The 23198-nt window shown below is 42.4% G+C and carries 23 protein-coding genes; 11 read left to right on the forward strand and 12 right to left on the reverse strand.

Annotation, left to right across the window (positions count from 1 at the left end):
• Positions 1–114 precede the first annotated feature (114 nt).
• From rapZ to rnk, 3 genes are all read left to right on the forward strand, one after another.
• A complete protein-coding gene (gene rapZ, locus ACHB7C_RS05200) occupies positions 115–966 on the forward strand; it encodes an RNase adapter RapZ (RefSeq protein ID WP_042846233.1) in 852 nt (283 codons plus the stop codon).
• Complete coding sequence (npr, locus tag ACHB7C_RS05205) at positions 967–1239, forward strand: PTS phosphocarrier protein NPr (RefSeq protein ID WP_042846234.1); 273 nt, start codon at positions 967–969, stop codon at positions 1237–1239. It abuts the gene before it with no gap.
• A 199-nt stretch (positions 1240–1438) separates the two neighbouring features.
• Positions 1439–1849 (forward strand): nucleoside diphosphate kinase regulator, encoded by a 411-nt coding sequence (rnk, locus tag ACHB7C_RS05210; RefSeq protein ID WP_042846235.1) that lies wholly within the window; start codon positions 1439–1441, stop codon positions 1847–1849.
• 339 nt (positions 1850–2188) lie between these two features.
• On the opposite strand, the gene pmbA is transcribed toward rnk, so the two are convergent.
• Entirely contained in the window at positions 2189–3529 is a 1341-nt protein-coding gene (pmbA, locus tag ACHB7C_RS05215; RefSeq protein WP_042846236.1) for a metalloprotease PmbA, read from the reverse strand.
• A gap of 181 nt (positions 3530–3710) precedes the next feature.
• Here pmbA and yjgA point away from each other — a divergent pair, with 181 nt between their 5' ends.
• The 4 genes from yjgA (at position 3711) to ACHB7C_RS05235 (ending at position 6652) form a co-directional block, all read left to right on the forward strand.
• The gene (gene yjgA, locus ACHB7C_RS05220; protein ID WP_042846237.1) at positions 3711–4256 is read left to right on the forward strand and encodes a ribosome biogenesis factor YjgA; all 546 of its coding nucleotides are present in this window, start codon (positions 3711–3713) and stop codon (positions 4254–4256) included.
• 167 nt (positions 4257–4423) lie between these two features.
• On the forward strand, positions 4424–4657 hold the full coding sequence (locus ACHB7C_RS05225) for a hypothetical protein (RefSeq protein WP_042846238.1): 234 nt from the start codon (positions 4424–4426) through the stop codon (positions 4655–4657).
• Entirely contained in the window at positions 4654–4974 is a 321-nt protein-coding gene (locus ACHB7C_RS05230; protein ID WP_042846239.1) for a low molecular weight protein tyrosine phosphatase family protein, read from the forward strand. The genes ACHB7C_RS05225 and ACHB7C_RS05230 overlap by 4 nt, the downstream gene beginning before the upstream one ends.
• 88 nt (positions 4975–5062) lie before the next feature.
• A complete protein-coding gene (locus ACHB7C_RS05235) occupies positions 5063–6652 on the forward strand; it encodes a hypothetical protein (RefSeq protein ID WP_349483641.1) in 1590 nt (529 codons plus the stop codon).
• 45 nt (positions 6653–6697) lie between these two features.
• Here the strand turns inward: ACHB7C_RS05235 and ACHB7C_RS05240 are convergent, their stop codons facing one another.
• The 11 genes from ACHB7C_RS05240 to ACHB7C_RS05290 form a co-directional block, all read right to left on the reverse strand.
• Positions 6698–7285, reverse strand: coding sequence for an alpha/beta hydrolase (locus ACHB7C_RS05240; protein ID WP_173424814.1), 588 nt, complete (start codon positions 7283–7285; stop codon positions 6698–6700).
• Between the two features lie 59 nt (positions 7286–7344).
• Positions 7345–7632, reverse strand: coding sequence for a barstar family protein (locus ACHB7C_RS05245; protein WP_042846241.1), 288 nt, complete (start codon positions 7630–7632; stop codon positions 7345–7347).
• 15 nt (positions 7633–7647) lie between these two features.
• Positions 7648–8136 (reverse strand): ribonuclease domain-containing protein, encoded by a 489-nt coding sequence (locus ACHB7C_RS05250; RefSeq protein WP_210855291.1) that lies wholly within the window; start codon positions 8134–8136, stop codon positions 7648–7650.
• Positions 8137–8237: 101 nt separating this feature from the next.
• Positions 8238–9683, reverse strand: coding sequence for a metalloprotease TldD (gene tldD, locus ACHB7C_RS05255; protein WP_071548617.1), 1446 nt, complete (start codon positions 9681–9683; stop codon positions 8238–8240).
• A 5-nt stretch (positions 9684–9688) separates the two neighbouring features.
• Complete coding sequence (gene nit1, locus ACHB7C_RS05260; protein WP_048606184.1) at positions 9689–10540, reverse strand: deaminated glutathione amidase; 852 nt, start codon at positions 10538–10540, stop codon at positions 9689–9691.
• Complete coding sequence (gene yhdP, locus ACHB7C_RS05265) at positions 10540–14331, reverse strand: AsmA2 domain-containing protein YhdP (RefSeq protein WP_395346646.1); 3792 nt, start codon at positions 14329–14331, stop codon at positions 10540–10542. The genes nit1 and yhdP overlap by 1 nt, the downstream gene beginning before the upstream one ends.
• A 24-nt stretch (positions 14332–14355) precedes the next feature.
• On the reverse strand, positions 14356–15825 hold the full coding sequence (rng, locus tag ACHB7C_RS05270) for a ribonuclease G (RefSeq protein ID WP_042846247.1): 1470 nt from the start codon (positions 15823–15825) through the stop codon (positions 14356–14358).
• Positions 15822–16409 (reverse strand): nucleoside triphosphate pyrophosphatase, encoded by a 588-nt coding sequence (locus tag ACHB7C_RS05275; protein ID WP_129466433.1) that lies wholly within the window; start codon positions 16407–16409, stop codon positions 15822–15824. Before ACHB7C_RS05275 ends, rng begins: the two co-directional genes overlap by 4 nt.
• Positions 16410–16445: 36 nt before the next feature.
• On the reverse strand, positions 16446–16934 hold the full coding sequence (gene mreD / locus ACHB7C_RS05280; RefSeq protein ID WP_042846252.1) for a rod shape-determining protein MreD: 489 nt from the start codon (positions 16932–16934) through the stop codon (positions 16446–16448).
• A 37-nt stretch (positions 16935–16971) separates the two neighbouring features.
• Positions 16972–17940, reverse strand: coding sequence for a rod shape-determining protein MreC (mreC, locus tag ACHB7C_RS05285; protein WP_042846254.1), 969 nt, complete (start codon positions 17938–17940; stop codon positions 16972–16974).
• A gap of 81 nt (positions 17941–18021) precedes the next feature.
• Positions 18022–19065, reverse strand: coding sequence for a rod shape-determining protein (locus ACHB7C_RS05290; protein ID WP_004908213.1), 1044 nt, complete (start codon positions 19063–19065; stop codon positions 18022–18024).
• 604 nt (positions 19066–19669) lie between these two features.
• On the opposite strand from ACHB7C_RS05290, the gene ACHB7C_RS05295 reads away from it, so the two are divergent.
• The 4 genes from ACHB7C_RS05295 to accC all read left to right on the forward strand — a co-directional run bounded on the left by ACHB7C_RS05295 (position 19670) and on the right by accC (position 23196).
• Positions 19670–20650: an oxidoreductase gene (locus ACHB7C_RS05295; protein WP_042846256.1), complete on the forward strand. Its 981-nt coding sequence runs from the start codon at positions 19670–19672 to the stop codon at positions 20648–20650.
• 233 nt (positions 20651–20883) lie between these two features.
• Positions 20884–21348 carry a type II 3-dehydroquinate dehydratase gene (aroQ, locus tag ACHB7C_RS05300; RefSeq protein ID WP_042846258.1) on the forward strand — a complete coding sequence of 155 codons (465 nt, stop codon included), beginning with the start codon at positions 20884–20886 and terminating at the stop codon, positions 21346–21348.
• Positions 21349–21366: 18 nt separating this feature from the next.
• Complete coding sequence (gene accB, locus ACHB7C_RS05305) at positions 21367–21837, forward strand: acetyl-CoA carboxylase biotin carboxyl carrier protein (RefSeq protein WP_129466435.1); 471 nt, start codon at positions 21367–21369, stop codon at positions 21835–21837.
• A 12-nt stretch (positions 21838–21849) separates the two neighbouring features.
• Positions 21850–23196 carry an acetyl-CoA carboxylase biotin carboxylase subunit gene (accC, locus tag ACHB7C_RS05310; protein WP_042846261.1) on the forward strand — a complete coding sequence of 449 codons (1347 nt, stop codon included), beginning with the start codon at positions 21850–21852 and terminating at the stop codon, positions 23194–23196.
• Positions 23197–23198 lie beyond the last annotated feature (2 nt).

Genomic DNA, 23198 nt, shown 5'->3' on the forward strand with positions numbered 1-23198 from the left:
ATAAATTATGTTTCTTGTCATAGCTAAATGATATTATTATGATTTCTAATGTAGAAATGGCAAGATACCGCTTATCAAGAAACACATCATTAGGAAACAAAAGGGAGTAAGCTCATGGTGCTGATGATTGTCAGCGGCCGTTCCGGTTCGGGAAAATCCGTTGCCTTACGTGCGCTGGAAGATATGGGTTTCTATTGTGTGGATAACCTACCGGTTGTATTACTACCGGAGCTAGCTAATTCATTGGCTGATCGTAATATTTCAGCAGCAGTGAGCATTGACGTGCGTAATATGCCCGACAATCCAGAAATCTTCGAAGAGGCTATTGATAAACTACCATCAAGCTTCTCTCCTCAGCTATTGTTTCTGGATGCCGATCGCAACACCCTTATTCGCCGTTACAGTGATACTCGCAGGTTGCATCCTCTTTCGAGTAAAAACCTTTCTCTTGAAAGCGCGATAGATGAAGAAAATGAATTGCTAGAGCCACTGCGCTCTCGAGCAGACTTAGTTATTGATACCTCTGAGATGTCAGTCCATGAGTTAGCTGAGATGCTAAGAACACGTTTAATGGGCAAACGTGAGCGTGAGCTAACCATGGTGTTTGAGTCTTTTGGCTTCAAGCACGGTATTCCTATCGATGCTGACTATGTGTTTGACGTGCGCTTTTTACCAAACCCACACTGGGACCCCAAATTGCGCCCAATGACAGGTCTTGACCGCCCTGTTGCCGCATTTTTAGATAGGCATACTGAAGTGCATAACTTTATTTATCAGACTCGTAGCTACTTGGAGTTATGGTTACCTATGCTCGAAACCAATAACCGCAGTTATTTGACCGTGGCGATTGGCTGTACGGGCGGTAAGCACCGTTCTGTTTATGTTGCAGAGCAACTTGCCGATTATTTCCGTTCCCGTGGCAAAAATGTACAATCTCGCCACAGAACACTGGAAAAACGTAAATAAATGGCAGTAAAAGCCACTATTACACTAAAAAATCGGCTCGGTATGCATGCAAGGCCGGCTATGTTACTCTATGATTTAGTTAAACAATTTAACTCAAAGGTTATTTTGCGTAATAATAGCCAAATTGAGGCTGAGGCCGATAGCGTTATTGCGATGTTGATGTTAGACTCGGAACAAGGTAGTAAGATTGATATTGAGGTTAGCGGCCCCGATGAAAATCAGGCTTTATCCGCAATTATTAACCTGTTCGAAAGCGGGTTTGATGAAATTTGAGAAACAATAGTCAAGCTAAGCTGTAACAATAAAATTTCAATCTGCGTATTTTTACAAAGGCAGGCTTAGAGATCGTGATCGCGATCTCTTCCCTTTAAAGCGTATAGCGCCTAATATTTTAAACAAATTTATTTACAGCGACACCCCCTACCTTTTGGGTGGGGGGTGTTTGCTTTGTACGTCTCTATTGGAGTGTGGTATGACAAAGCCAACAATTATTATCAATGATTTAGATGCTGAACGCTTGGATGCACTGATGGAACAGCCGGCTTATGCGGGCACACCTGTTGCAGAAGCACTCAATGATGAACTTGACCGTGCGGATATTCTTAGCCCACAAGAAATCCCAGCAGATGTCGTCACAATGAACAGTACCGTTCGCTTTTTAGATTTAATCAGTAATGAAGAGCATACGCGTACACTCGTTTACCCGGCTTCCTTAAAAGATAGCGCTGAACAATTATCAGTAATGGCGCCTATCGGTGCTGCACTGTTAGGTTTACATGTTAATGATGAAATCAGCTGGGAATTACCTAACGGCGTGCAAACTCGAGTTCGAGTACTAGAAATCGTTTATCAGCCAGAAGCAGCCGGTGAATTTCATCGTTAATGTTTATGGCAATAGAATTAAGGGGAGTTTAGCGGAACACACTGTTGGCTAAAGCCTCTGACCTATTCAAGCACTCATCTGAGTGCTTTTTTTGTACTGACTACTTTGCAGAGCAAGTTACACTTGTAACCCCCCTTTCCTACTTTAACCACTAAACCTATATAGCTAAACAGTGATAAAAATAGGCGCTGAGAATAGCGACTGCAATATGACACGCTGATGCTATTCAAATAATAAATTTAAAATCAACTAATTAACAGAATTCTTTATACTAAAATAAAACGCCTAATAAAATATATTAGGCGTTTTATTGTCAAACCGTTAGTAATAAGAGGCGTGTTACTCCCCAGCAATGCTCATTTCGGGGATCAAGACTGAACCACACTGAATATTGCTACGAGTTTCGATATCATCCGCAATAGTCACCATATTTGCCCACATATCTTTTAGATTACCGGCGATAGTGATCTCGCTTACAGGATATTGGATTTCCCCATTTTCTACCCAAAAACCTGAAGCACCACGCGAATAATCACCGGTAATGCCGCTCACACCTTGCCCCATTAACTCGGTCACGATTAAGCCTGTCCCCATTTGCTTGAGTAGCCCATCAAAAGAAAGACCTTGCCCTGCTATGCGCCAGTTATGAATTCCCCCCGCATGCCCGGTACTTTGTAAGCCCAGTTTTCTTGCTGAATAGCTAGTCAGCAACCAAGTTTGCAGAACGCCATCTTCCACAATATTGCGCTCAACGGTGCGTACCCCTTCACTATCAAATGGCGAAGAGGCTAACCCACCAATTAAATGCGGCTGCTCATTAATGGTTAACCAACTAGGCAGAATCTGCTTTCCTAGGCTGTCTAACAAAAATGACGACTTACGATAAATGCTACTGCCACTAATCGCCCCAACGAGGTGACCAAATAACCCTGTGGCGACTTCTGCAGCAAAAATCACGGGAGCCTTCATTGTTGGTAATTTTCTTGGTGATAAACGTGACAATGTGCGACGGGCGCATTCTTGACCTACCCATTCAGGGGATTGCAGTGCATCTATGCTACGGCCAATCGTATAAGCGTAATCCCGTTCCATCTGACCATTTTGTTCCGCAATTACACAGCTAGACATCGAATAACGGCTCGAACAATAGCTTTGCAGCATACCATGGGAATTACCAAATACACGGACACCGTAGTGACCATTAAAACTTCCACCTTCGGTATTTACAATGCGTGAGTCTGCATTTAGCGCTGACATTTCTGCCACAGAGGCTAAGCGAATAGCTTCTTCAGGTGAAAATTCAGTAGCTTGAAATAGCTTGAGATCAGGTGCATCAAAGGCCAATAATGACTTTTCAGCAGGTCCCGCACATAAATCTTCCGAGGTAAAACTTGCGATATCAATTGCTGCCTGTACGGTACGCTCAATCGCTTCAGGGCTTAAATCGGTTGAAGACGCGCTCCCTTTGCGTTGTTGATGATAAACGGTGATCCCTAATGCGCCATCACTGTTAAATTCAACATTTTCAACTTCACCTTGACGAGTGCTTACACTGATCCCTGTACTTTTATTCACTGCCACTTCAGCAGCATCGCAACGTGTTTGTGCAAATTCTAATGCGCGTGCGACCGCTTCTTCGAGTTTTTTACGTTGTTCAGTGACTTGTTCAGTTATACTCATGCAATTAATCCAATAATGTGGGGAAAAGTGATTTTCTACCCTAACAAGCAAATGCTAGGTAGTCATAAAGGGGTTTTCCCAGTTACAATAGATAATAGTCAAATGTTAACACTCACAACGCAGTAAATCATGCTAATTACTCGTAATTACATTACTGTGTTTGGTAAAAAGGAAAATTGATATGGCCAAACAGCCTGATGACTGGCTGGATGATATCCCAGCGCCGCAAGACGAAGAAGAAGAGGAAATCATTTGGGTCAGTAAAAGCGAAATCAAACGCGATGCTGAGATCCTCAAAAAACTGGGTGCTGAGCTAGTTGATTTAAGTAAAAGCGAATTAGAGCGCATCCCATTAGATACTCAACTCCTTGAAGCAATTGAGCTTGCTCAAAAAATTAAGCGTGAGGGACGCCGCCGTCAATTACAACTTATTGGCAAATTACTGCGTTCACGAGAAGTTGAGCCGATTACCGAGGCGCTAGATAAACTTAAAAATCGTCATAACCAGCAGATCGTGATCTTACATAAAATAGAAGATCTACGCACCCGCTTGTTAGAAGGCGGTGATGAAGTGATTGAAGATGTTGTTGCGCTTTTCCCGAGTACTGATAGGCAACAACTGCGTGCATTAGTCCGTAATGCTAAAAAAGAACGCGAAACCAATAAACCACCAAAAGCGTTTCGCCAAATATTTCAATATTTGAAAGAGCAATCTGAAATTTCTTAACCCCTTTTCCCCTAGCCTACCTTATAGCTAGGGGAAATTAAGCAATAGTCTGAAAGTCCCTTCCTTGCTATTGATAGCGTGCCGAATGCCACGTATTATCCCCCTGTTAGTCATACTCTGACCCGTATTATCGCGGCTGCTGAACCACGATAAATAATGAGGAAGATATGGATAATACCCGAGATAGAGCATGGCGCAGAGCCAAAGCTCGCATCAATAAATCACGTGATCAACTTAACGCACGCTTAGTTGACTGTTATACCCCAGAAAAAAACTGGAAACAAATGTACGGTCGAAGTGAAAAAATGGTCCGTGCAGCTCAACTAGGCATGGCTTACCCGCAAGTTAGTCGTAGCCAACTTGTACGTAACAGCCTTGAAGAGATACAAAATAACCAGTGAATATTCTATTCATTTGCAGTAAAAATCAATGGCGTAGTCCAACCGCTGAACAGATCTGGCGCAACCATGAGAGTTGGGTCACCCGTTCAGCGGGAACAAGCCGTAATGCAAGGTGCCCTGTAAATGCGGATTTGATCCGCTGGGCAGATGTGATTTTTGTCATGGAACAAAAACATAAAAACCGCTTACAAGCTGATTTTTCACGCTTACTTGAATACAAGCCACTTCATATTCTTGATATCCCTGACAATTATCAATATATGGACCCTGAATTGGTTCAAATATTACAAGACACTGTTCCGAGCTATCTTTCTTAGTAGCGTAAACTTAGCCAATTATTTTTTTGCAAGTTTTGCACTATTTCAACAATATATTATGAATATAATCAATGAAATGGTTGATATTATGAAAAAATGGTTGTCCTCAATTTTTGGCCAAAAACAATCTGGTTACCCATGTGTATGGGATACAAATAAGCCGTCGATTTACCAACAATTACTCCCGTGGCAAGAGCAACTTTCTCCCTTACCTGAATCCCTCTCTAAGCTTCCTAATACACCAAGTGTGGATGATAACCAAGTTCGCTGGGCAAATGGGGCAGAAGATGGGGTATTAGGGCATCATGGCGGCTTCGGTAACAGTGAAACCGATATACATGAACTCTATTCGCTATTAAAGGCAGCCGTTGAAAAAGGGGATAAACCTTCTGTTAATCAATTTTATCAATATGTGGCTCAAAACACGCCAATTTCTTATATTGATGATTTAATTGAGCTTATCGTCAAGAAACAAGACTTGCCTGCCGCTAAATTAGCCGAATTTACCGACTGGCTGTTACACAATAGCCCCGATAAAAATACAGTGAAGCTGGCGATTGCCTTTTGTGTATTTTTTCCTAGCCACGAGCGGCTAAACACGCTGTATACCCTTGCAGCACACGATGAATTTACCCTTTATGCTATCTTTCCCATTCACACCATCATTGAGTCACCTGAAGAATATGAAGTAATGTGGATAAAAATGGCTAAGCGAGTTGAAGGTTGGGGACGAGTGCAGCTTATTGAACGCCTGCCCGAACAGTTAAGTGAAGAAACGCGGCAGTGGATACTCACTGACGGTTATATGAATCAGGTAATGATTGAATACACAGCTTGGCAATGTGCGACTTACTGTCACCTTGCAGATGAACTTGAGACATTGAGCAATATAACATTGCTAACCGCGGCGACTCATATCATCCAAGCTCTACTCGATGGTGGTCCAGCCCGTGATATCCATGATTATGAAGATGCACCACGCTGCTGCTTAAATTATTTACAGCAAGTCAAAAAGCATGATTATTCATTAGAATACTATTTTACTGTTCAAGGAATTCTTGAGTTCTTCCAAAAACATAATAACCAATATGACAACAGTTCTGACATTATTTCATTAGCACAATTAATTTTAGATAATCCATATTGGGATACCTTAATCAATCATGGTCTAAACAGTCATGACAGTTCACTATTTCGCCAAGCCACTTATGTTGCAAAGTCACGCAAACAAGACGTTTTTCCATACCTCTATGAAAAACAATATACTCAACCAGAAAACAATCTATGGTATGAGTTAATGCAAACTGATGATATTGAAAAAGTTAAGCAAGTAGCTGCACTCGCTGAAGAGCAGTTTGCTTTAGATGAAATTGCTACAGGCCCTCGTGATGACTTAGGAATTGGGTCCAACTACCTGCCACACGGTCAACTGGATTTTATTCTACAAGAACTGCATCGCTTTCCAGGTATTGGCTTCCCACTCATTCAGTGCGCTTTGCAAAGCCCCGTTGTACGTAACCGTAATATGGCGTTAAAGGCTTTATTCAGTTGGAAAAGAGAAACATGGCCGGAAGGTTTAGAGGCATTTTTAGCTAATTGCTACGAGGTTGAACCAAATCAGGAAACTAAACAACGATTTGATTCATTGCTAAAAGGCTTGCCATTTGATGACACCTAATTAGGTTAGCAAAGCAAGCACAACACCGTCTGCTTTGCTTTCCCTTTAGCTGAAATGGCGTTTGATTGTCTCTAATAGCGTTGGAAACTTTGTATAACCTTCCCTATCAAGGAAATGGCCTGCATTTTGCTCAAAAATCACCTGCGTTTTTAACAGTTCCGCCAGCGCTTTTGATGACTGAGGTGACACTATTTCATCATTGGTTGATATGATTGAAACACGTTTATCAGCCACACCAATCAATGAAGCGTAATTGAGCGGGCTGGTAGTATGACTGCGCAGTTCAGGAAGCGTCTGCTGCTCTTCATCAAAACCCGACACTAAAATATAGCCGGCAACAGCTTGGTTTTGGCTATCAATAAATTGTAATGCCGTCACACAACCAAGGCTATGACCAATAAAGATAGTATTCTCATCAATATCAAAAGGTAAGCTTTGCAATTTTTGCTGCCATTTTAGCGGATCAGGTGATAATGGCTCAGGCATAGCAGGAACATGAACAAAAGCGCCCAAATTTTCAAGTTCAGATTTTAGCCACGGAAACCAATTCTTTTTAGGTGAAGCAGTATAACCATGCACAATAACAAATTTTTTGTTTTGCAGTGGTAATGGTGTTGATGTGAAATCACTCATTCTAAAATCCCTATCAACTCAGTTATCTTACTTAAACTTTACCATGAGTAATGGGTAGATCAGTTAGAGCTTTTTGTTATATCTAAAGCAAAAATAAACTCTTCTTCCCACATATCTTGCGCATCATTCATAACGTCAATAATGTCTGAAAATTGAATACGCTGTTCAGATGTCATATGTGAAAATGTAATCGTTACAGGTAATTCAATACCTGCGGAAACCATGTCCCATAAGGCATCAAGGTTATATCCAAACCAATCTGGTAACGAAAATTGCTGGGCAAACTGATGATAAAAATCGTCAAATGTATTAATGTGCCTAAAGTCAAAACTGACATTTTTACTCATCATTCGCCCCTTGTCTTATTTTACTTGTTTAAAGCTTTTATAATGATCTTGGGTGATAAAAATCATCCCATCTGACGAGTATAACAAACGGTCAGCCCCTCGATGCCCACAACGGTAATTAATATCGGCTTCAAACCACTGGCGTTCTTGTGCAATAGGTAACCTTTTCTCACGATTAGAAAAACGATCTCCCCCGATTGCCCTGCCGGGTAGAACCTCGCAGAGATTACCTTTTTTCGCATTCCACCCTGCTTCACGAGCCTGTTTCTTCGTCATATAAAAGGCTGGAAGCTTTTGGTATTTTTCCATAAAACTGACTACATTATCTTGCGCAGTGAGTTTATCGATGGTTTGCGGAGCTTCCTTTGGCGTTATCGCTTCACGAGAAGCCGGGTTATTTTGAGTCGCCGGTGGTTCCGGTGCCGTTTTGTCCCCGCCATTAAAATAGAGGCTAATCACAATCAAAATAGCCATTAACACTACGGATAAAAGACGTTTATTCATAACACCTCTGTTATTTTGTGCTTTGCAAAGACACAATCGCCCCAGTCACAATAGCGTCACTAGGGCGAACAAAGCCTATTTTATATTATAGTCCTGAAAAATTACGCGGTACCACCAACGGTAAGTTTATCCAGTTTTAATGTGGGTTGACCGACACCAACAGGGACACTTTGCCCTTCTTTACCGCAAACCCCGACACCTTTATCAAGGGCTAAGTCATTACCGACCATTGAGATTTGTTGCATAGCCTCAACACCAGAGCCAATTAATGTCGCCCCTTTCACTGGAGAAGTAATTTTCCCATTTTCAATCAGATAAGCTTCTGATGTAGAAAATACAAATTTACCCGAGGTAATATCCACCTGACCACCACCAAAGTTCGGTGCATAGATACCTTTGTCAACACTCGCAATAATTTCTTCAGGTGTTGAAGACCCCGCTAACATATAGGTGTTAGTCATTCGAGGCATTGGTAAGTGCGCATAAGACTCACGACGTGCATTGCCCGTTGGAGAGACTCCCATCAGGCGTGCATTCAGTTTATCTTGAATATAATTACGCAAAATACCATTTTCTATTAGAACGTTATACTGACCCGGTACACCTTCGTCATCGATTGCAAGAGAGCCACGACGACCAACAAGAGTGCCATCATCTACAACAGTACACAGTGACGACGCCACCTGCTCACCAATTTGGCCAGAAAAAACAGAGGTACCACGGCGATTAAAGTCACCTTCTAAGCCATGCCCTACCGCTTCGTGCAGTAAGACACCCGGCCAGCCAGCGCCAAGAACAACAGGCATCATACCCGCTGGTGCGGCAACCGCAGATAAATTCACCAAGGCCATACGCACAGCTTCACGTGCATATTGCTCAGCAACAACTTGCCCTTGATGGATCTCCAAGAAGTACTCATAGCCATAACGGCCACCACCACCACTTGCGCCACGCTCACGTTTACCATCATGCTCAACAAGTACACTGACCGATAGACGAACTAGCGGACGAATATCTGCTGCCAGTGTACCGTCTGTTGCAGCCACCAGCACTTGCTCATAAACCCCCGTTAAACTTGCATTGACTTCAATTACACGAGGATCTTCTGCACGAGCGACCTGATCTACACGGTGCAACAAATCAATTTTTTGCTCTCGAGATAGGCTCTGTAGCGGGTCGGTCACTGAATACAGTTTTTTATACTCAACACCCGTTAAAATTTGTGATTTGCCAGAGCCCTGTTCATTGACAATGCTGCGTGCCGCTTTCGCACTTTGTGCCAGCGCTTGTAGTGAAATTTGGTCAGCGTAAGCAAAACCTGTTTTTTCACCACTCACTGCTCTGACTCCAACACCTTGGTCAATATTGTAAGAGCCATCTTTAATGATCCTATCTTCAAGAACCCACGACTCATGGAAACTTGACTGGAAGAAGAGATCTGCGTAATCCAGATGGCGTTCAGATAACATCCCTAAGATGTCATACAGATTTTCTTGTTCAAGGCGATTGGCGGCCAGCAAATGTTCGCTGACAGAAACTAAACTCATATTCGTTACTCTTTGGTTTCTTTTTTAATTAATGATGTCAGTTGCGGCCTAAAGCGGTTATGTTTTACCACTCTGATTTGCTCACGCATGACACCTAAGCTGTCCGTTTTTATATTCAAGACGGTAGATGCGACCGCATCCACATTCTTTTTGATAACTTTACCCCAACCATCGACTGCAAGGCTATGCCCCCATGTGCGACGTGTACCATGAACCCCAACTTGGGCTGGCGCTAGAATGTAGCACTGGTTTTCAATCGCACGAGCACGTAACAGAGGTTCCCAATGTGCCTGACCGGTATAACGAGTAAATGCCGCTGGAACTGAAATAATTTCAGCGCCTTGCTCACGTAACGCTTGGAACAAACCAGGGAAACGCAAATCATAACAAATCGTCATGCCAAGGCGACCCACCGGGGTATCAACAACCGTAATATGTTCGCCACGTTGATAAATTACGGATTCGTTATAATTACCTTGTTCATCTTCAATGTTCACATCAAACATATGAATTTTATCGTAGCGTGCTTTAATATTTCCTTCGGAATCAAATAATAAACTACTGCTGGTAATACGCTCAGGGTCTTCACGGCTAATCAATGGCATAGACCCAACTAAAATCCAAACATTATAACGCTTAGCCATTGCAATGACGGCATCTTGAAGCGGGCCTTTCCCCTGAACTTCAGCTTGTTTACGGTAAGCCGCTGCATCTGCAAATAATAATGCATTCTCAGGTGTCAGTACTAACTTAACAGTGTCAGGTAACTGTTTGATTTGTTGCTCTATTTGTGCCAAATTGTGTTTAGTATTATTTCCGCTACATAACTGCAAAAGTGCAACATTACCATTTTTCATTACTCTTGAGTCTCCTTCAGTTGGCGTAATACTTCATCAATTTTTGGCTCGTCCAAGCTACCTGTCACGCGATAACGAATAACAGAAACTTTACTCCATAATGGACCGAGCACTTTTGTCGCTGCGAAAACAGCAGCGCCTGCAAAAGGGTTTAACACAAATGCGGTTGCTACACCTACTGTAGCAGAAATTTCAGGAGTGATGACCGCTTCTAAGTTAATTTGCCGTTTAACGAGGTTGATTTCCCCACTCAGCGCAATATCTGCGACCAACCCATCAACATAAGTATTTTTGGATGCCATCACACCATTATGAATAGTGGCATCACCTTTAATAGAGTCAAAATTAAAGTCATCACTGAACGTATCGCGAAAATCGAGTTGTAACTTACGCAATAACGCATCAAAACTCACTAGACGTAGAATTTGCCCAGCTCGACCTCCGCCCATTTGTGCTATTGCACCTTTACCTAATTTCGCTGACAACTTACCATTTAAGGTAGCAATATCCGGTGACCATGGAAGGTTCGCCCAGTCTAAATCGAATTGTATGGTATAAGGTGATTCAATAATGGGCACTAATATCCCGAAATAGGCTGCTGTTTCATCAAATGCGGCCCCCGTCAGAGAACCCGCGATTTCTGTTTTATTACCGTTCTGACTGTGCCAAATTGCATCTAATTTTAACTGTGTCGCACTATTATTTAATGTACCACCCGTTAAGCGTAGTGAGTGCCCCATAGGCTGAATATTGGCGCTGATTTCCCCCAATTTCTGCCCTGCAACCCAGCACTCTTTACAATTAAAGTGCAATTGTGGCCATTGGCTGAAATCAAACTGAGCAGGCCCCGCTAAGCTATCTTGATTACCTGCAAGTGAACTTGGGTTGTAATACAAATAATCAATAGCGACCTGCCATGGTTGATTAGCAAAAATTTGTAGTGACCCTTTTAAATTTTCGCTATCAATGTTGACTTGCTGCTCTGCACGCTGCAAATCATAGGTAAAATTGACATTTTTCCAATCTTGCCCGCCAAGGTTAATTGTTGGAATATGGATATCAAGTGATTCAGGTAAACGGATACTCATATCCCCTTGGCCGCGATTAGATGACATTAATAGCCCTGCAAGGCTCTGCCAATTCTCATCGGTCATAGGCGGTAAATCCACCGCAAAAACTGACTGTTTTGGTAGCTCTGGGAGCTTATTTTGCCATGGTGCAACATGCGCTTTTAATAACTTTAATGGCTCATCACCCAAACTCCACAGCGTGTTAAAACCAAGACGCTTGCCAATATCACCACCTACCGTCAATTGCTCTGTTGTTCCTTTAGCTTGTACATTTATTTCCCCAAGCTCAGCCAGTAATTGGTTATTCAATGCAGGTAACTGGCTTTTGAGTTGTTTTAAGCCCGCGGTGACATCAATTTGTAAACCGACCTGTTGTTTCGCCGACTCGGGTATTGTGATAGCAACATGGCTTTTCCAATCACTATTACCAGAAACCCGTTGTTTTATTTCCTCAGGTAGCATTGATAACTTATTCAGTGCCCAATTCCCCGCAATATCAACGTTTACCTGATAATCTTTAGCCCCGTCTGATGTGTTAAAATCTACGGAAATAGGTTGACCAAACCACTGCCCCTGGAGTTTCTCACCTCGTAAGTCACCATTATTAAAGACGAAACTTCCTGTGAGAGAAGAAATTGTGCTATCAATCGGCTGAATGAATAAATCATTTTTATTAAGGTTAACGCTTCCTGTTGCTACAACATCTTTCCCGGCCACCAGTGGGATAGATAGCCCCAACTGGCCATTCACCGTACCACCTATTTGTAACTCTTCTAGAGTGTCACCAATTGAGTGCTTCATCGGCGTATGGGTAAAATATTGTTGGATTTGTTTTCCAGTTCCACTGACATCAGCATTGATATACAGCATTTCTTTCGTGTAATCAGGGATATTGGCATCAAGGTTAGTTGCAGTCGCATCGCCGAGTTTGACGCTTGGCACATGCATGAATAACCCAGCACGCTTAAAGTCCAAATCGATATCTAAATCCAATAAGGCTGGCCATTCATGATCGTACTCAAACGTTGCATCACGTAACGGGACATAAACTTGGAATTGACCATCATTATTATCATAAGGGAAATTTGCTGGGTCACCTTTATACACTAAGGTTGCATTATCCACCTTTCCTGCAATAACCGCCTTTGTTAGGTAATCAGCAACATCTTGCCCCATCAGTTTTTGTGGAAAATAACGCCATGCGTCTCCCGCATCATCCAAACGTAAGCCAGCTAAAATAGCTAAATCTGCATAATTCCCTTTCTTCGCTTTGGCATAACGAAACTCCCCGTTTGCCCAAAGTGATTTGGCTTGTACATCTAAAGATGGGCTCCAGAGCTTAAATTCACTGTCATTATCCAACCAATAAAACTGCCCATTAGCCGTTTTTATCTCAAAAGGAGCTTTAAATTCGTCACGATAATCCACCTGACTATCTTGTAAGCTAACTGAGGCTCCCCCACTTTGCATGCTACCCGCTAAGACACCCGAAAAATGATTAATCGAAGGAAGCGCTTTCCATTTTTTCCAGCTAACATCCTGCCAATCCATACTAATTTGCATGTGTTCTGGCATATTCTGTGTGAGATCAAGGGCAAACTCACTGACGACACCCGTTGGTTGGCGATGCTGCCAATCCTGTACCATCTCGGGCGTTAGAAATGAAAAAGTGGGTAATACTTCACTTAAGCGTTCTAATTCAATATTTTTTGCTCGTATACGCCAGTGGTCGTTATCCTGATATTTTTTTGAAGCGGGTAAATACAAAACAGAAACATTACCTTGCGGCCAAATATATTCATTGGTTTTCAACGTATCAAGTTCAGGGATATTAAATAGCCAGCCATTCCCCTGCCTTTTCATGCGTAGCAATAAATCATTCACTTGCAGGTTTTGCGATAAACTGCCGGTTCCCCAGTTAGCTTCCCCTTGACGCAATTGAACTAGCCCACTTTCAATTTGCTGGTTTTTCAAGCTAATCCATGAAGAGAGGCTAAAGTTAGCATCTCGTAATGACGTGTTTTCTCGTAGCCAGCGACTAAGCCAAGGTTGCATATCAATATTATCGGCTTGCAGGTAAAAAATACCGTCACTTAAGACACCGTTTTTATCCGATACGTCTAATTTAACTTGCAAATAACCATGTTGTTTATTGATTGTTTCGAGGCTGACAAAACCTTGAGCCCTATGACGTTCATTTTCATTTAGCCAAGAGAGTTCAGGTAAAATTAAGGTGGTTTTTTGCCCTGAGGGCGTGAGAAAAGTTAACTGACTTTCTTTTAAGATAAAGTGGTCGAATTGACGTAAAAACAATTCTTCAATGCTGTCTAATGACTCCCCCTCAGAGGAACCTTCGAAATTAAAAGGGACCTTATAATCGACATTGAGCTGATAGAAGGTTAAATCACGAAAGCGCCAACGCAACGATAATATTGAACTCCAAATATCTAATTCGACGTCAATCACGCTCGCGGTTATATCTGTGGTTTCATTTTGTAATTCCACATTAGATAACATGAAGGTTGGGCCAAAATACTGCCAAGCCCCTTCAATTTTGCCAATTTGCACTGTGACATCATTATTTTTTTCAATGTAAGCAATGATATCTTGGCGGTAGCTATCAATATTCGGCAAGAGGAAACGCAAGCCTGTCAGCACTAGTGCGCACAGCAATAAGATAACCGCAGTGGTTACTAGTACTACACGTGGTAGTCGTTTCACTCATTTCTCCTTCAAACAATAATGCTACATCATGACAACATCAAAACGTTCCTGACTGTATAGTGGTTCAATCTGGACTTTAACCTGCTTACCAACAAAAATTTCAACTTCGGCAAGTGCGTGAGATTCGTCCCCTTTAAGTACATCCACAACCGCTTGAGATGCATAAACAAGGAACCTATCTGCATCGATAGTGCGATGAACTCGAACTATTTCCCGTAAAATTTCATAGCACACAGTTTCTACTGACTTAACTGTACCTCGACCTTGGCAAGTTGGGCAATCATCACACAAAACATGTTCAAGGCTCTCTCTTGTCCGTTTACGCGTCATTTCGACTAAACCAAGCTGAGAAAAGCCATTAATGGTCGTTTTAACTTTATCTTTAACCAGTGCTTGTTCTAATGATGCTAACACACGGCGGCGATGTTCTGGATCAACCATATCGATAAAATCGATAATAATTATACCACCAAGGTTTCGTAAACGAAGTTGCCTTGCTATTGCTTGAGTAGCTTCAATATTAGTATTGAAAATGGTTTCTTCTAGGTTACGATGCCCAACAAACGCCCCAGTATTAATATCAATGGTCGTCATCGCTTCAGTTTGATCGATAATTAAATAACCACCTGATTTTAACTCGACCTTTCTATCCATCGCGCGTTGGATTTCATTTTCGACATCAAACAAATCAAAAATGGGTTGATTCCCCTGATAGAGTTCCAATTTTGCCGTCATTTCAGGTACGTATTCTGCAATAAACTCTTGTAATTGAGTATAAGTCAAACGGGAATCAACGCGAATACGATCAAGATGAGCACCTGCAAAATCACGAATAATACGAAAAGCGAGAGCCAGTTCACCGTAGATTTTAGTCCGAGTAACATTACGTTTTTTACGCTCAATCACTTTAGCCCAAAGCCGTTTTAGGAAGGCGGCATCTTGTTTAACTTCTTCCTCGCCCACCCCTTCCGCTGCGGTACGGATAATAAAACCGCCATTTTCATCACAATATTGAGAAACGCACTGTTTTAGCCGTTCTCTTTCTTCTTCACTTTCAATGCGTTGTGAAACACCAACATGGGATGCCCCAGGCATAAAAACCAAATAGCGCGATGGCAATGTAATATCTGTCGTCAAACGAGCCCCCTTGGTTCCTAGAGGGTCCTTAACAACTTGGACAATCAAGTCCTGCCCTTGTTTTACTAATTCAGCAATGTCTCTGACATGAAAGTTTTTTTGCTCATCGCCAGCAATACATTCAGTGTGCGGCATAATATCAGAGGCATGCAAAAAGGCAGCTTTATCTAGACCAATATCAACAAAGGCCGCCTGCATACCGGGTAACACGCGGCTCACACGGCCTTTGTAAATATTCCCTACTAGCCCTCTTTTGGCTTCCCGTTCAACATGTATTTCTTGTAAGATCCCACCATCAATATAAGCAACACGCGTTTCAGATGGTGTAATATTTACTAATAGTTCCGCAGTCATGACTTCCCCTTACCATCACCTAACGCTAAAAATCGCTGAATGAGTTCATCTGTTTCAACCAGTGGTAAACCAACAACTCCATGGTAACTACCGTTAATTTTCCGTATAAAACGCCCACCAATTCCTTGTATTGCATATGCTCCCGCCTTATCCATAGGCTCGCCTGACTGTATATAATCCCGTATTTCAAGTAAAGATAACTCGCGAAAGGTCACATCTGTCACAATCAGTGACTGTATAGTCTGTTGGCGGTTAGATAATGCGATACCCGTCATTACTTGGTGTGTTTTCCCCGATAGCGCGCTTAGCATGGCTTCCGCATGTTTGTTATCTTGAGGTTTTTCCAATATTTCCCCATCAAGCACCACAATCGTATCTGCACCTAATACCGGACAATCTTCAGGGGCAATTGCAACACCAGCCAATGATTTATCGCGCGCAAGGCGTTGGACATAATCTTGAGGGGACTCACCCTGCTGCCACTGTTCTTCTACCTCTGGGCGTAAAACCTCAAAGGTATAGTTAAGTTGCTGAACTAGTTCACGCCTACGGGGTGAGCCAGATGCAAGATAAATTAAATTCATAAACTGTATTCCCTGTCAGAACGGATACCTAAAGCCTTAACACACTGAAAATTGTCGGCGAATTTTTCGTAGAAGCAAAAATAGCCATGGCCACAGAATACCATTCACTAGGCTATTCCAGAATACTTGTGGGTGAAATAATACTTGTGAAGACAGAAACTCAGCCCAAAAAACAGCTAAATCCTGAATGACTGTCAGTAACATAATCACTAAAGCTTGCTGCCACAGAGCCATATTACGCAATAACTGGTGCTTATAAGCAACAAGATAGCAAATTATACTAAAAGAAAGGGCATGAACCCCCAGAGCAGAACCTTGAATGGAATCAACGATAATTCCCAAAATAAAACTTGTGCCTACGCTAACACGATGCGGCAATGCCATGACCCAATAAGTGAGGATCAATAATAACCATGTAGGGCGGTAAAAACTTAGTTGTTCAGGCCAAGGCATGACTTGCAAAATTAAGGCAATAAAAAAAGATAACCAAATGATGGCGCGCCCGTTACCACGATACTCATCCATTCTATTTTCCCCTCCTCACCATACTCAATTCCCCTCTCTATGGTTCTGATACTGGAGACATTGACGGCGGCAGTGGAGGCCCCTGAATTTCACTTGGATTAGGTAATACTTGAGGCAGTACTTTCATTAAGCGTTCATTAGCCGCACGATATACCTCTGACGGCTTTAACGGAGTTTTAGGGTCGTTATCATTTCCCCATAAAAGGAGCAGATAACGTAAACGTTGTAGTTCTGCACTCGGCTTGGCACTAATAATCGTATAAGCGCGTTGTGTATCGTGTTTAACCGCAGAAACAACGGCAACTGGGTAACCTTCAGGGAAACGCCCCCCTAACCCAGAAGTCACTAATACATCCCCTATGCGAATATCGGTATTTTCAGGTAATGGCTCTAATTGTATGTCATCCGTACAACCAGACCCAGCAGCAATAACACGCACATCATTTCGTAGTACTTGTACGGGCAATGCATGAGTTGTATCACAAATGAGTAAAACACGACTATTGAAGTTACTGACGCCGACAACTTGGCCTACAACACCTTTATCACTAATAACAGGCTGCCCTTCGTAAACCCCTTCGTTACTGCCTTTATCTATCACAACTTGGTCGCGATATGGTGTATTCGCCCCTGAGATAACTTGCGTTACCATCATGTGTTCATCTTGACGAAGTGGCGAACCTAGCAACTCTCTTAAACGTGCATTTTCTTGTTTAAGTTGCTCTAGTAAAAGATTATCCGCTTTTTTCAGCAACAATTCTTGACGTAATGCCCTGTTTTCAAACTGTAATTGTTCGCGAGAGGTGAAACTTTCAGAGATGTTATCCAAAAATTGACGTGGCCCATTTGCTAAAAAATAGAATGGGCTAACCGCCGTGTCTAAGTAAGTACGGATTTTATTGAAAGGCTCAAATCGATGGTCAATCACCACCAGCACAAGTGCAATGATTACCGCAAAAATAATGCGTAACTGTAGGGATGGACCTCGCCTAAAAATTGGCTTCATGTGTGGCTAAGTTTCGCTAATGTCAGAGGATCAAAAATAGTCAAAGCAGCTAGGGTTTACTAGCTGCTTATAGCTGGCCATTTAGTCTTCGCTAAACAGGTCACCACCGTGCATATCGATCATTTCTAATGCTTTCCCGCCACCACGAGCGACGCAAGTTAGCGGATCTTCTGCAACAATAACTGGGATACCAGTCTCTTCCATCAATAAGCGATCTAAATTACGAAGCAGCGCGCCACCACCAGTTAATACCATACCGCGCTCTGAGATATCAGATGCTAGTTCAGGTGGGCACTGTTCAAGCGCTAGCATTACCGCGCTGACAATCCCAGTCAGTGGCTCTTGTAATGCTTCTAAAATTTCATTTGAATTCATTTTGAAACCACGAGGTACGCCCTCTGCAAGGTTACGACCACGGACTTCAATTTCATAAACTTCATCCGTTGGGAATGCAGAGCCAATCCCGTGTTTAATACGTTCTGCGGTTGCCTCACCAATCAGTGAACCGTAATTACGGCGCACATAGTTAATGATGGACTCATCAAAACGGTCACCACCAATACGTACTGAAGATGAATAAACAACACCATTTAAAGAAATAACCGCCACTTCAGTGGTACCACCACCGATATCAACAACCATAGAACCCGTTGCTTCAGATACAGGTAAACCTGCGCCAATTGCTGCTGCCATTGGTTCTTCAATTAAGAATACTTCACGTGCCCCTGCACTCAGTGCGGATTCACGGATAGCTTTACGTTCAACTTGCGTTGCCCCAACTGGTACACAAACTAATACTCGTGGACTTGGACGTAAAAAACTGTTGCTATGAACTTGTTTGATGAAGTGTTGTAACATTTTTTCTGTCAGGAAGAAGTCGGCGATTACGCCATCTTTCATTGGTCTGATTGCAGAAATATTACCAGGTGTACGTCCCAGCATCTGCTTGGCTTCACCACCGACCGCCGCAACACTTTTTGGCGAACCGGAGCGGTCTTGACGAATAGCAACTACAGAGGGTTCATTTAATTTGACGCCTTGTCCTTTAACATAAATAAGGGTATTGGCCGTACCCAAGTCAATAGACAAGTCATTAGAAAACATGCCACGAAATTTTTTAAACATAATGAAAGAGTTATCCTGCAAGCTGGGGACGAATATAAACCCGTCTACTCTACCAACCACTTGAAGCTGCCTCAAGGCGTTAATGGGCGACTTCTAAAAATATGGTTAATTCATCTATTATCACGTACTGTACTGTACATGCTTCTCATCAAAACGAAGCAGATAAAAGCCCCAAAAATAGATATTTATTTTACTTTTTCCATCATTAGATGAAATTACGTAAAAAAACCTATTCTTTGGCTGTTATATACTCCATTGTTTGTATTCCCAGTGTGACAAGTAATTATGACTACAAGTTCAAATAATATTGATATCTTTTTATTATTGCTACTCACTGGTTATTTTCACTACAAATTAGATGAATTTCACGAGTGTTAGCTCTATTATCTACCAAAAATAAGGCAAATTTGTATCAGTACGCAAAATGAATTAGTCGCGATGCGTTATTTTGCATGATAAAAGCCTATGTATGCCAGAAAAAAATAAATTTTTACAAAATAATTACATTATTAATAGCTTAAGAACCGTTATTACGTCAATGAAATACCGTTAAATTTTCGGCATTTTTACATGACATATTTAATCATTTTACTAGGAGTGAACGATGAAAGCTCTCGTCCTAAATCAAGCAGATGAAAAAATTGTCGCAAATATTCAATCTCTGACAACAGAAATGCTGCCAGCCGGAGACATTATAGTCGATATTCACTGGTCAACGTTAAATTATAAAGATGCTTTGGCCATTTGTGGGAAAGCAGGCGTAGTACGCCAGTATCCGATGGTCCCTGGTATTGATTTTTCAGGGGTAGTCCACCACAGTGAAGACCCAAGGTTTCAAGTTGGTCAGCATGTGTTATTAACAGGGTGGGGAGTCGGTGAAACTCATTGGGGCGGGTTAGCCTCCCAAGCGAGAGTTCCTGCGAAGTATTTAACCCCATTACCTGAAAATTTATCCTTGAAGCAAGCCATGGTCATTGGTACGGCAGGCTTCACTGCCATGCTATGTGTTAATGCGTTAGAAGAAGCAGGCATCACTCCAGATAAAGGCGAAGTGATTGTTAGTGGGGCAAGTGGTGGCGTAGGGAGCACTGCCGTGCAATTACTCTCCCTTTTAGGCTATGACGTTGTCGCAATTTCAGGGCGCGAAGAGAATAACGCTTACTTGCAAAGCTTAGGGGCTAAAAGGGTATTACCTCGCAGCGATTTCACCCACGCGGCCAAACCATTAGATAAACAACTGTGGGCTGGCGCCATTGATACTGTAGGCGGGGAATTGCTAGCCAACCTTCTTGCTCAAACCAATTACAACGGGGCAGTAGCAGCTTGTGGTTTAGCCGGTGGGTTTAACTTACCAACCAGTGTGATGCCTTTTATCTTACGTAATGTGCGTTTACAGGGCGTTGATTCTGTTTACTACCCAGCGGCAAACCGCCCTAAAGTGTGGGAACGGCTTTCTCAAATACTGCCAGCCTCATTCTATGAACACGTCAGTTCAGAGATTAAACTGGAAGATTCTGCTGAATTTGCACAAAAACTCTTAAAAAATGAAGTAACAGGGCGTACCCTTGTCAATCTACGTACCTAATCACAAATTTGCTGCGGTATTCTCCAAAAATAAGGATTACCGCACAATTCACAAAATAAATTCGGGTAATTTCTCTGATAAGACCAGTATTTTGCTGCTAAATGCCACGAAATAATTATAATGGCTCCCCTTGTCAGCCAAAAAAACATTTATTTTTATGATAAATGATGACAAACCCTCAACATCGGGTTATGTTGTCGGGCTATTGATATATCGTCGGAGTTAGCAGCATAATGACAGAAGATATTCACATTTTGCTCCTGAATGGGCCAAACCTGAACCTGCTAGGAACGCGTGAGCCAGGTACCTATGGCAGCAAAACCCTATCAGACATTGTTTCCAAACTGACGCAGGAAGCCAATGAGTTAGGGGTAAAATTGAGCCATTTTCAGTCAAATGCAGAACATGAGTTAATCGATAAAATTCATGCTTCCCGCAATGATGTTGATTTTATTCTAATCAACCCGGCTGCATTCACACATACCAGTGTAGCTCTGCGTGATGCGTTACTGGCAGTTTGTCTTCCATTTATCGAGATCCATATCTCGAATGTGCATGCCAGAGAACCATTTCGCCAACATTCTTATTTATCCGACCAAGCTGTCGGTGTAATTTGTGGTCTAGGCGCGGATGGCTACAGTTTTGCTTTGCAGGCTGCAGTTAACCGTGTGCGTCTAATTAATTCAATCCAAATATAAGAGTACGGAATCATATCCATGGATATTCGTAAAATTAAAAAGCTGATCGAGCTGGTCGAAGAGTCTGGCATTTCTGAACTGGAAATTTCTGAAGGTGAAGAGTCAGTACGTATCAGCCGCATTTCTGCCGCTTCTCAGGCTATGGCAGCACCGCAACAATATTACTCAGCACCTGTCGCACAACAGCCTGCATTAGCAAATGCTGTTGCTCCATCAGAAGCAATGGCTGCACCAGCGGCTCCAGCTGCAGTTGCAGGTCACCAAGTCCGTTCACCAATGGTAGGGACTTTCTACCGTGCACCAAGCCCAGAAGCAAAACCGTTTGTTGAAGTTGGCCAAACTGTCAGCGTTGGTGATCCTCTTTGCATCGTTGAAGCGATGAAAATGATGAACCAAATAGAAGCAGATAAAGCAGGCGTAGTTAAAGCTATTCTGCTGCAAAACGGTGATGCAGTAGAATTTGACGAGCCACTAGTTGTTATCGAATAACGAGGCGTCTCCATGCTGGAAAAAATTGTTATCGCTAACCGTGGGGAAATCGCACTACGTATTTTGCGTGCCTGTAAAGAACTTGGCATCAAAACTGTAGCGGTTCACTCAACGGCTGATAGCGATCTAAAACACGTGTTGCTGGCTGATGAAACCATTTGTATCGGTCCTGCAGCATCCGCGAAAAGTTACTTAAATATCCCTGCGATTATTTCAGCAGCGGAAATTTCAGGCGCGCAAGCGATCCATCCGGGATATGGTTTCTTGGCTGAAAACGCTGATTTCGCAGAACAAGTTGAAAACTCAGGCTTTATTTTTATCGGTCCAAAAGCTGAAACCATCCGCCTAATGGGCGACAAAGTTTCTGCTATTAACGCGATGAAAAAAGCAGGTGTTCCTTGCGTTCCGGGTTCAGATGGCCCGCTAGGCAATGATGCAGAAAAGAATAAATCCATCGCAAAACGTATTGGCTACCCTGTAATCATCAAAGCATCAGGTGGTGGTGGTGGTCGTGGTATGCGTGTGGTTCGTAACGAAAAAGATTTAGAATCATCGATTAACCTCACACGCGCAGAAGCCAAATCTGCATTCAATAATGACATGGTTTACATGGAAAAATTCCTTGAAAACCCACGTCATATTGAAATTCAAGTGATGGCGGATGGTCAGGGTCACGCTGTTTACTTAGCAGAGCGTGATTGTTCAATGCAACGCCGTCACCAAAAAGTGGTAGAAGAAGCTCCAGCACCAGGTATCACGCCTGAAATTCGCCGTAATATCGGTGAGCGCTGTGCAAATGCATGTATTGAAATTGGTTATCGCGGTGCGGGTACCTTCGAATTCTTATTCGAAAACGGTGAATTCTATTTCATCGAGATGAATACCCGTATTCAAGTTGAACATCCAGTTACTGAAATGATTACTGGTGTCGACTTAATTAAAGAACAGTTACGTGTCGCATCTGGTTTACCGCTATCTGTAAAACAAGAAGACATTATTGTTCACGGTCATGCTGTTGAGTGCCGTATTAACGCTGAAGACCCGAATACATTCATTCCAAGTCCAGGTAAAATCACCCGTTTCCACTCTCCTGGTGGTTTTGGTGTGCGTTGGGAGTCGCATATTTACGCAGGTTATACTGTACCTCCTTATTACGACTCAATGATTGGTAAATTAATTACTTACGGTGAAACTCGTGAAATTGCCATTTCTCGTATGAAAAATGCATTAAACGAGCTGATCGTCGATGGTATTAAAACCAATATTGAATTGCACCAGATGATTATGAATGATGAAAACTTCCAAAAAGGTGGGACTAATATCCACTATCTGGAGAAAAAACTGGGTATTTCTGAATAATT

This window comes from Providencia sp. 2024EL-00732, assembly GCF_044006275.1.
GTDB lineage: Bacteria > Pseudomonadota > Gammaproteobacteria > Enterobacterales > Enterobacteriaceae > Providencia > Providencia huashanensis.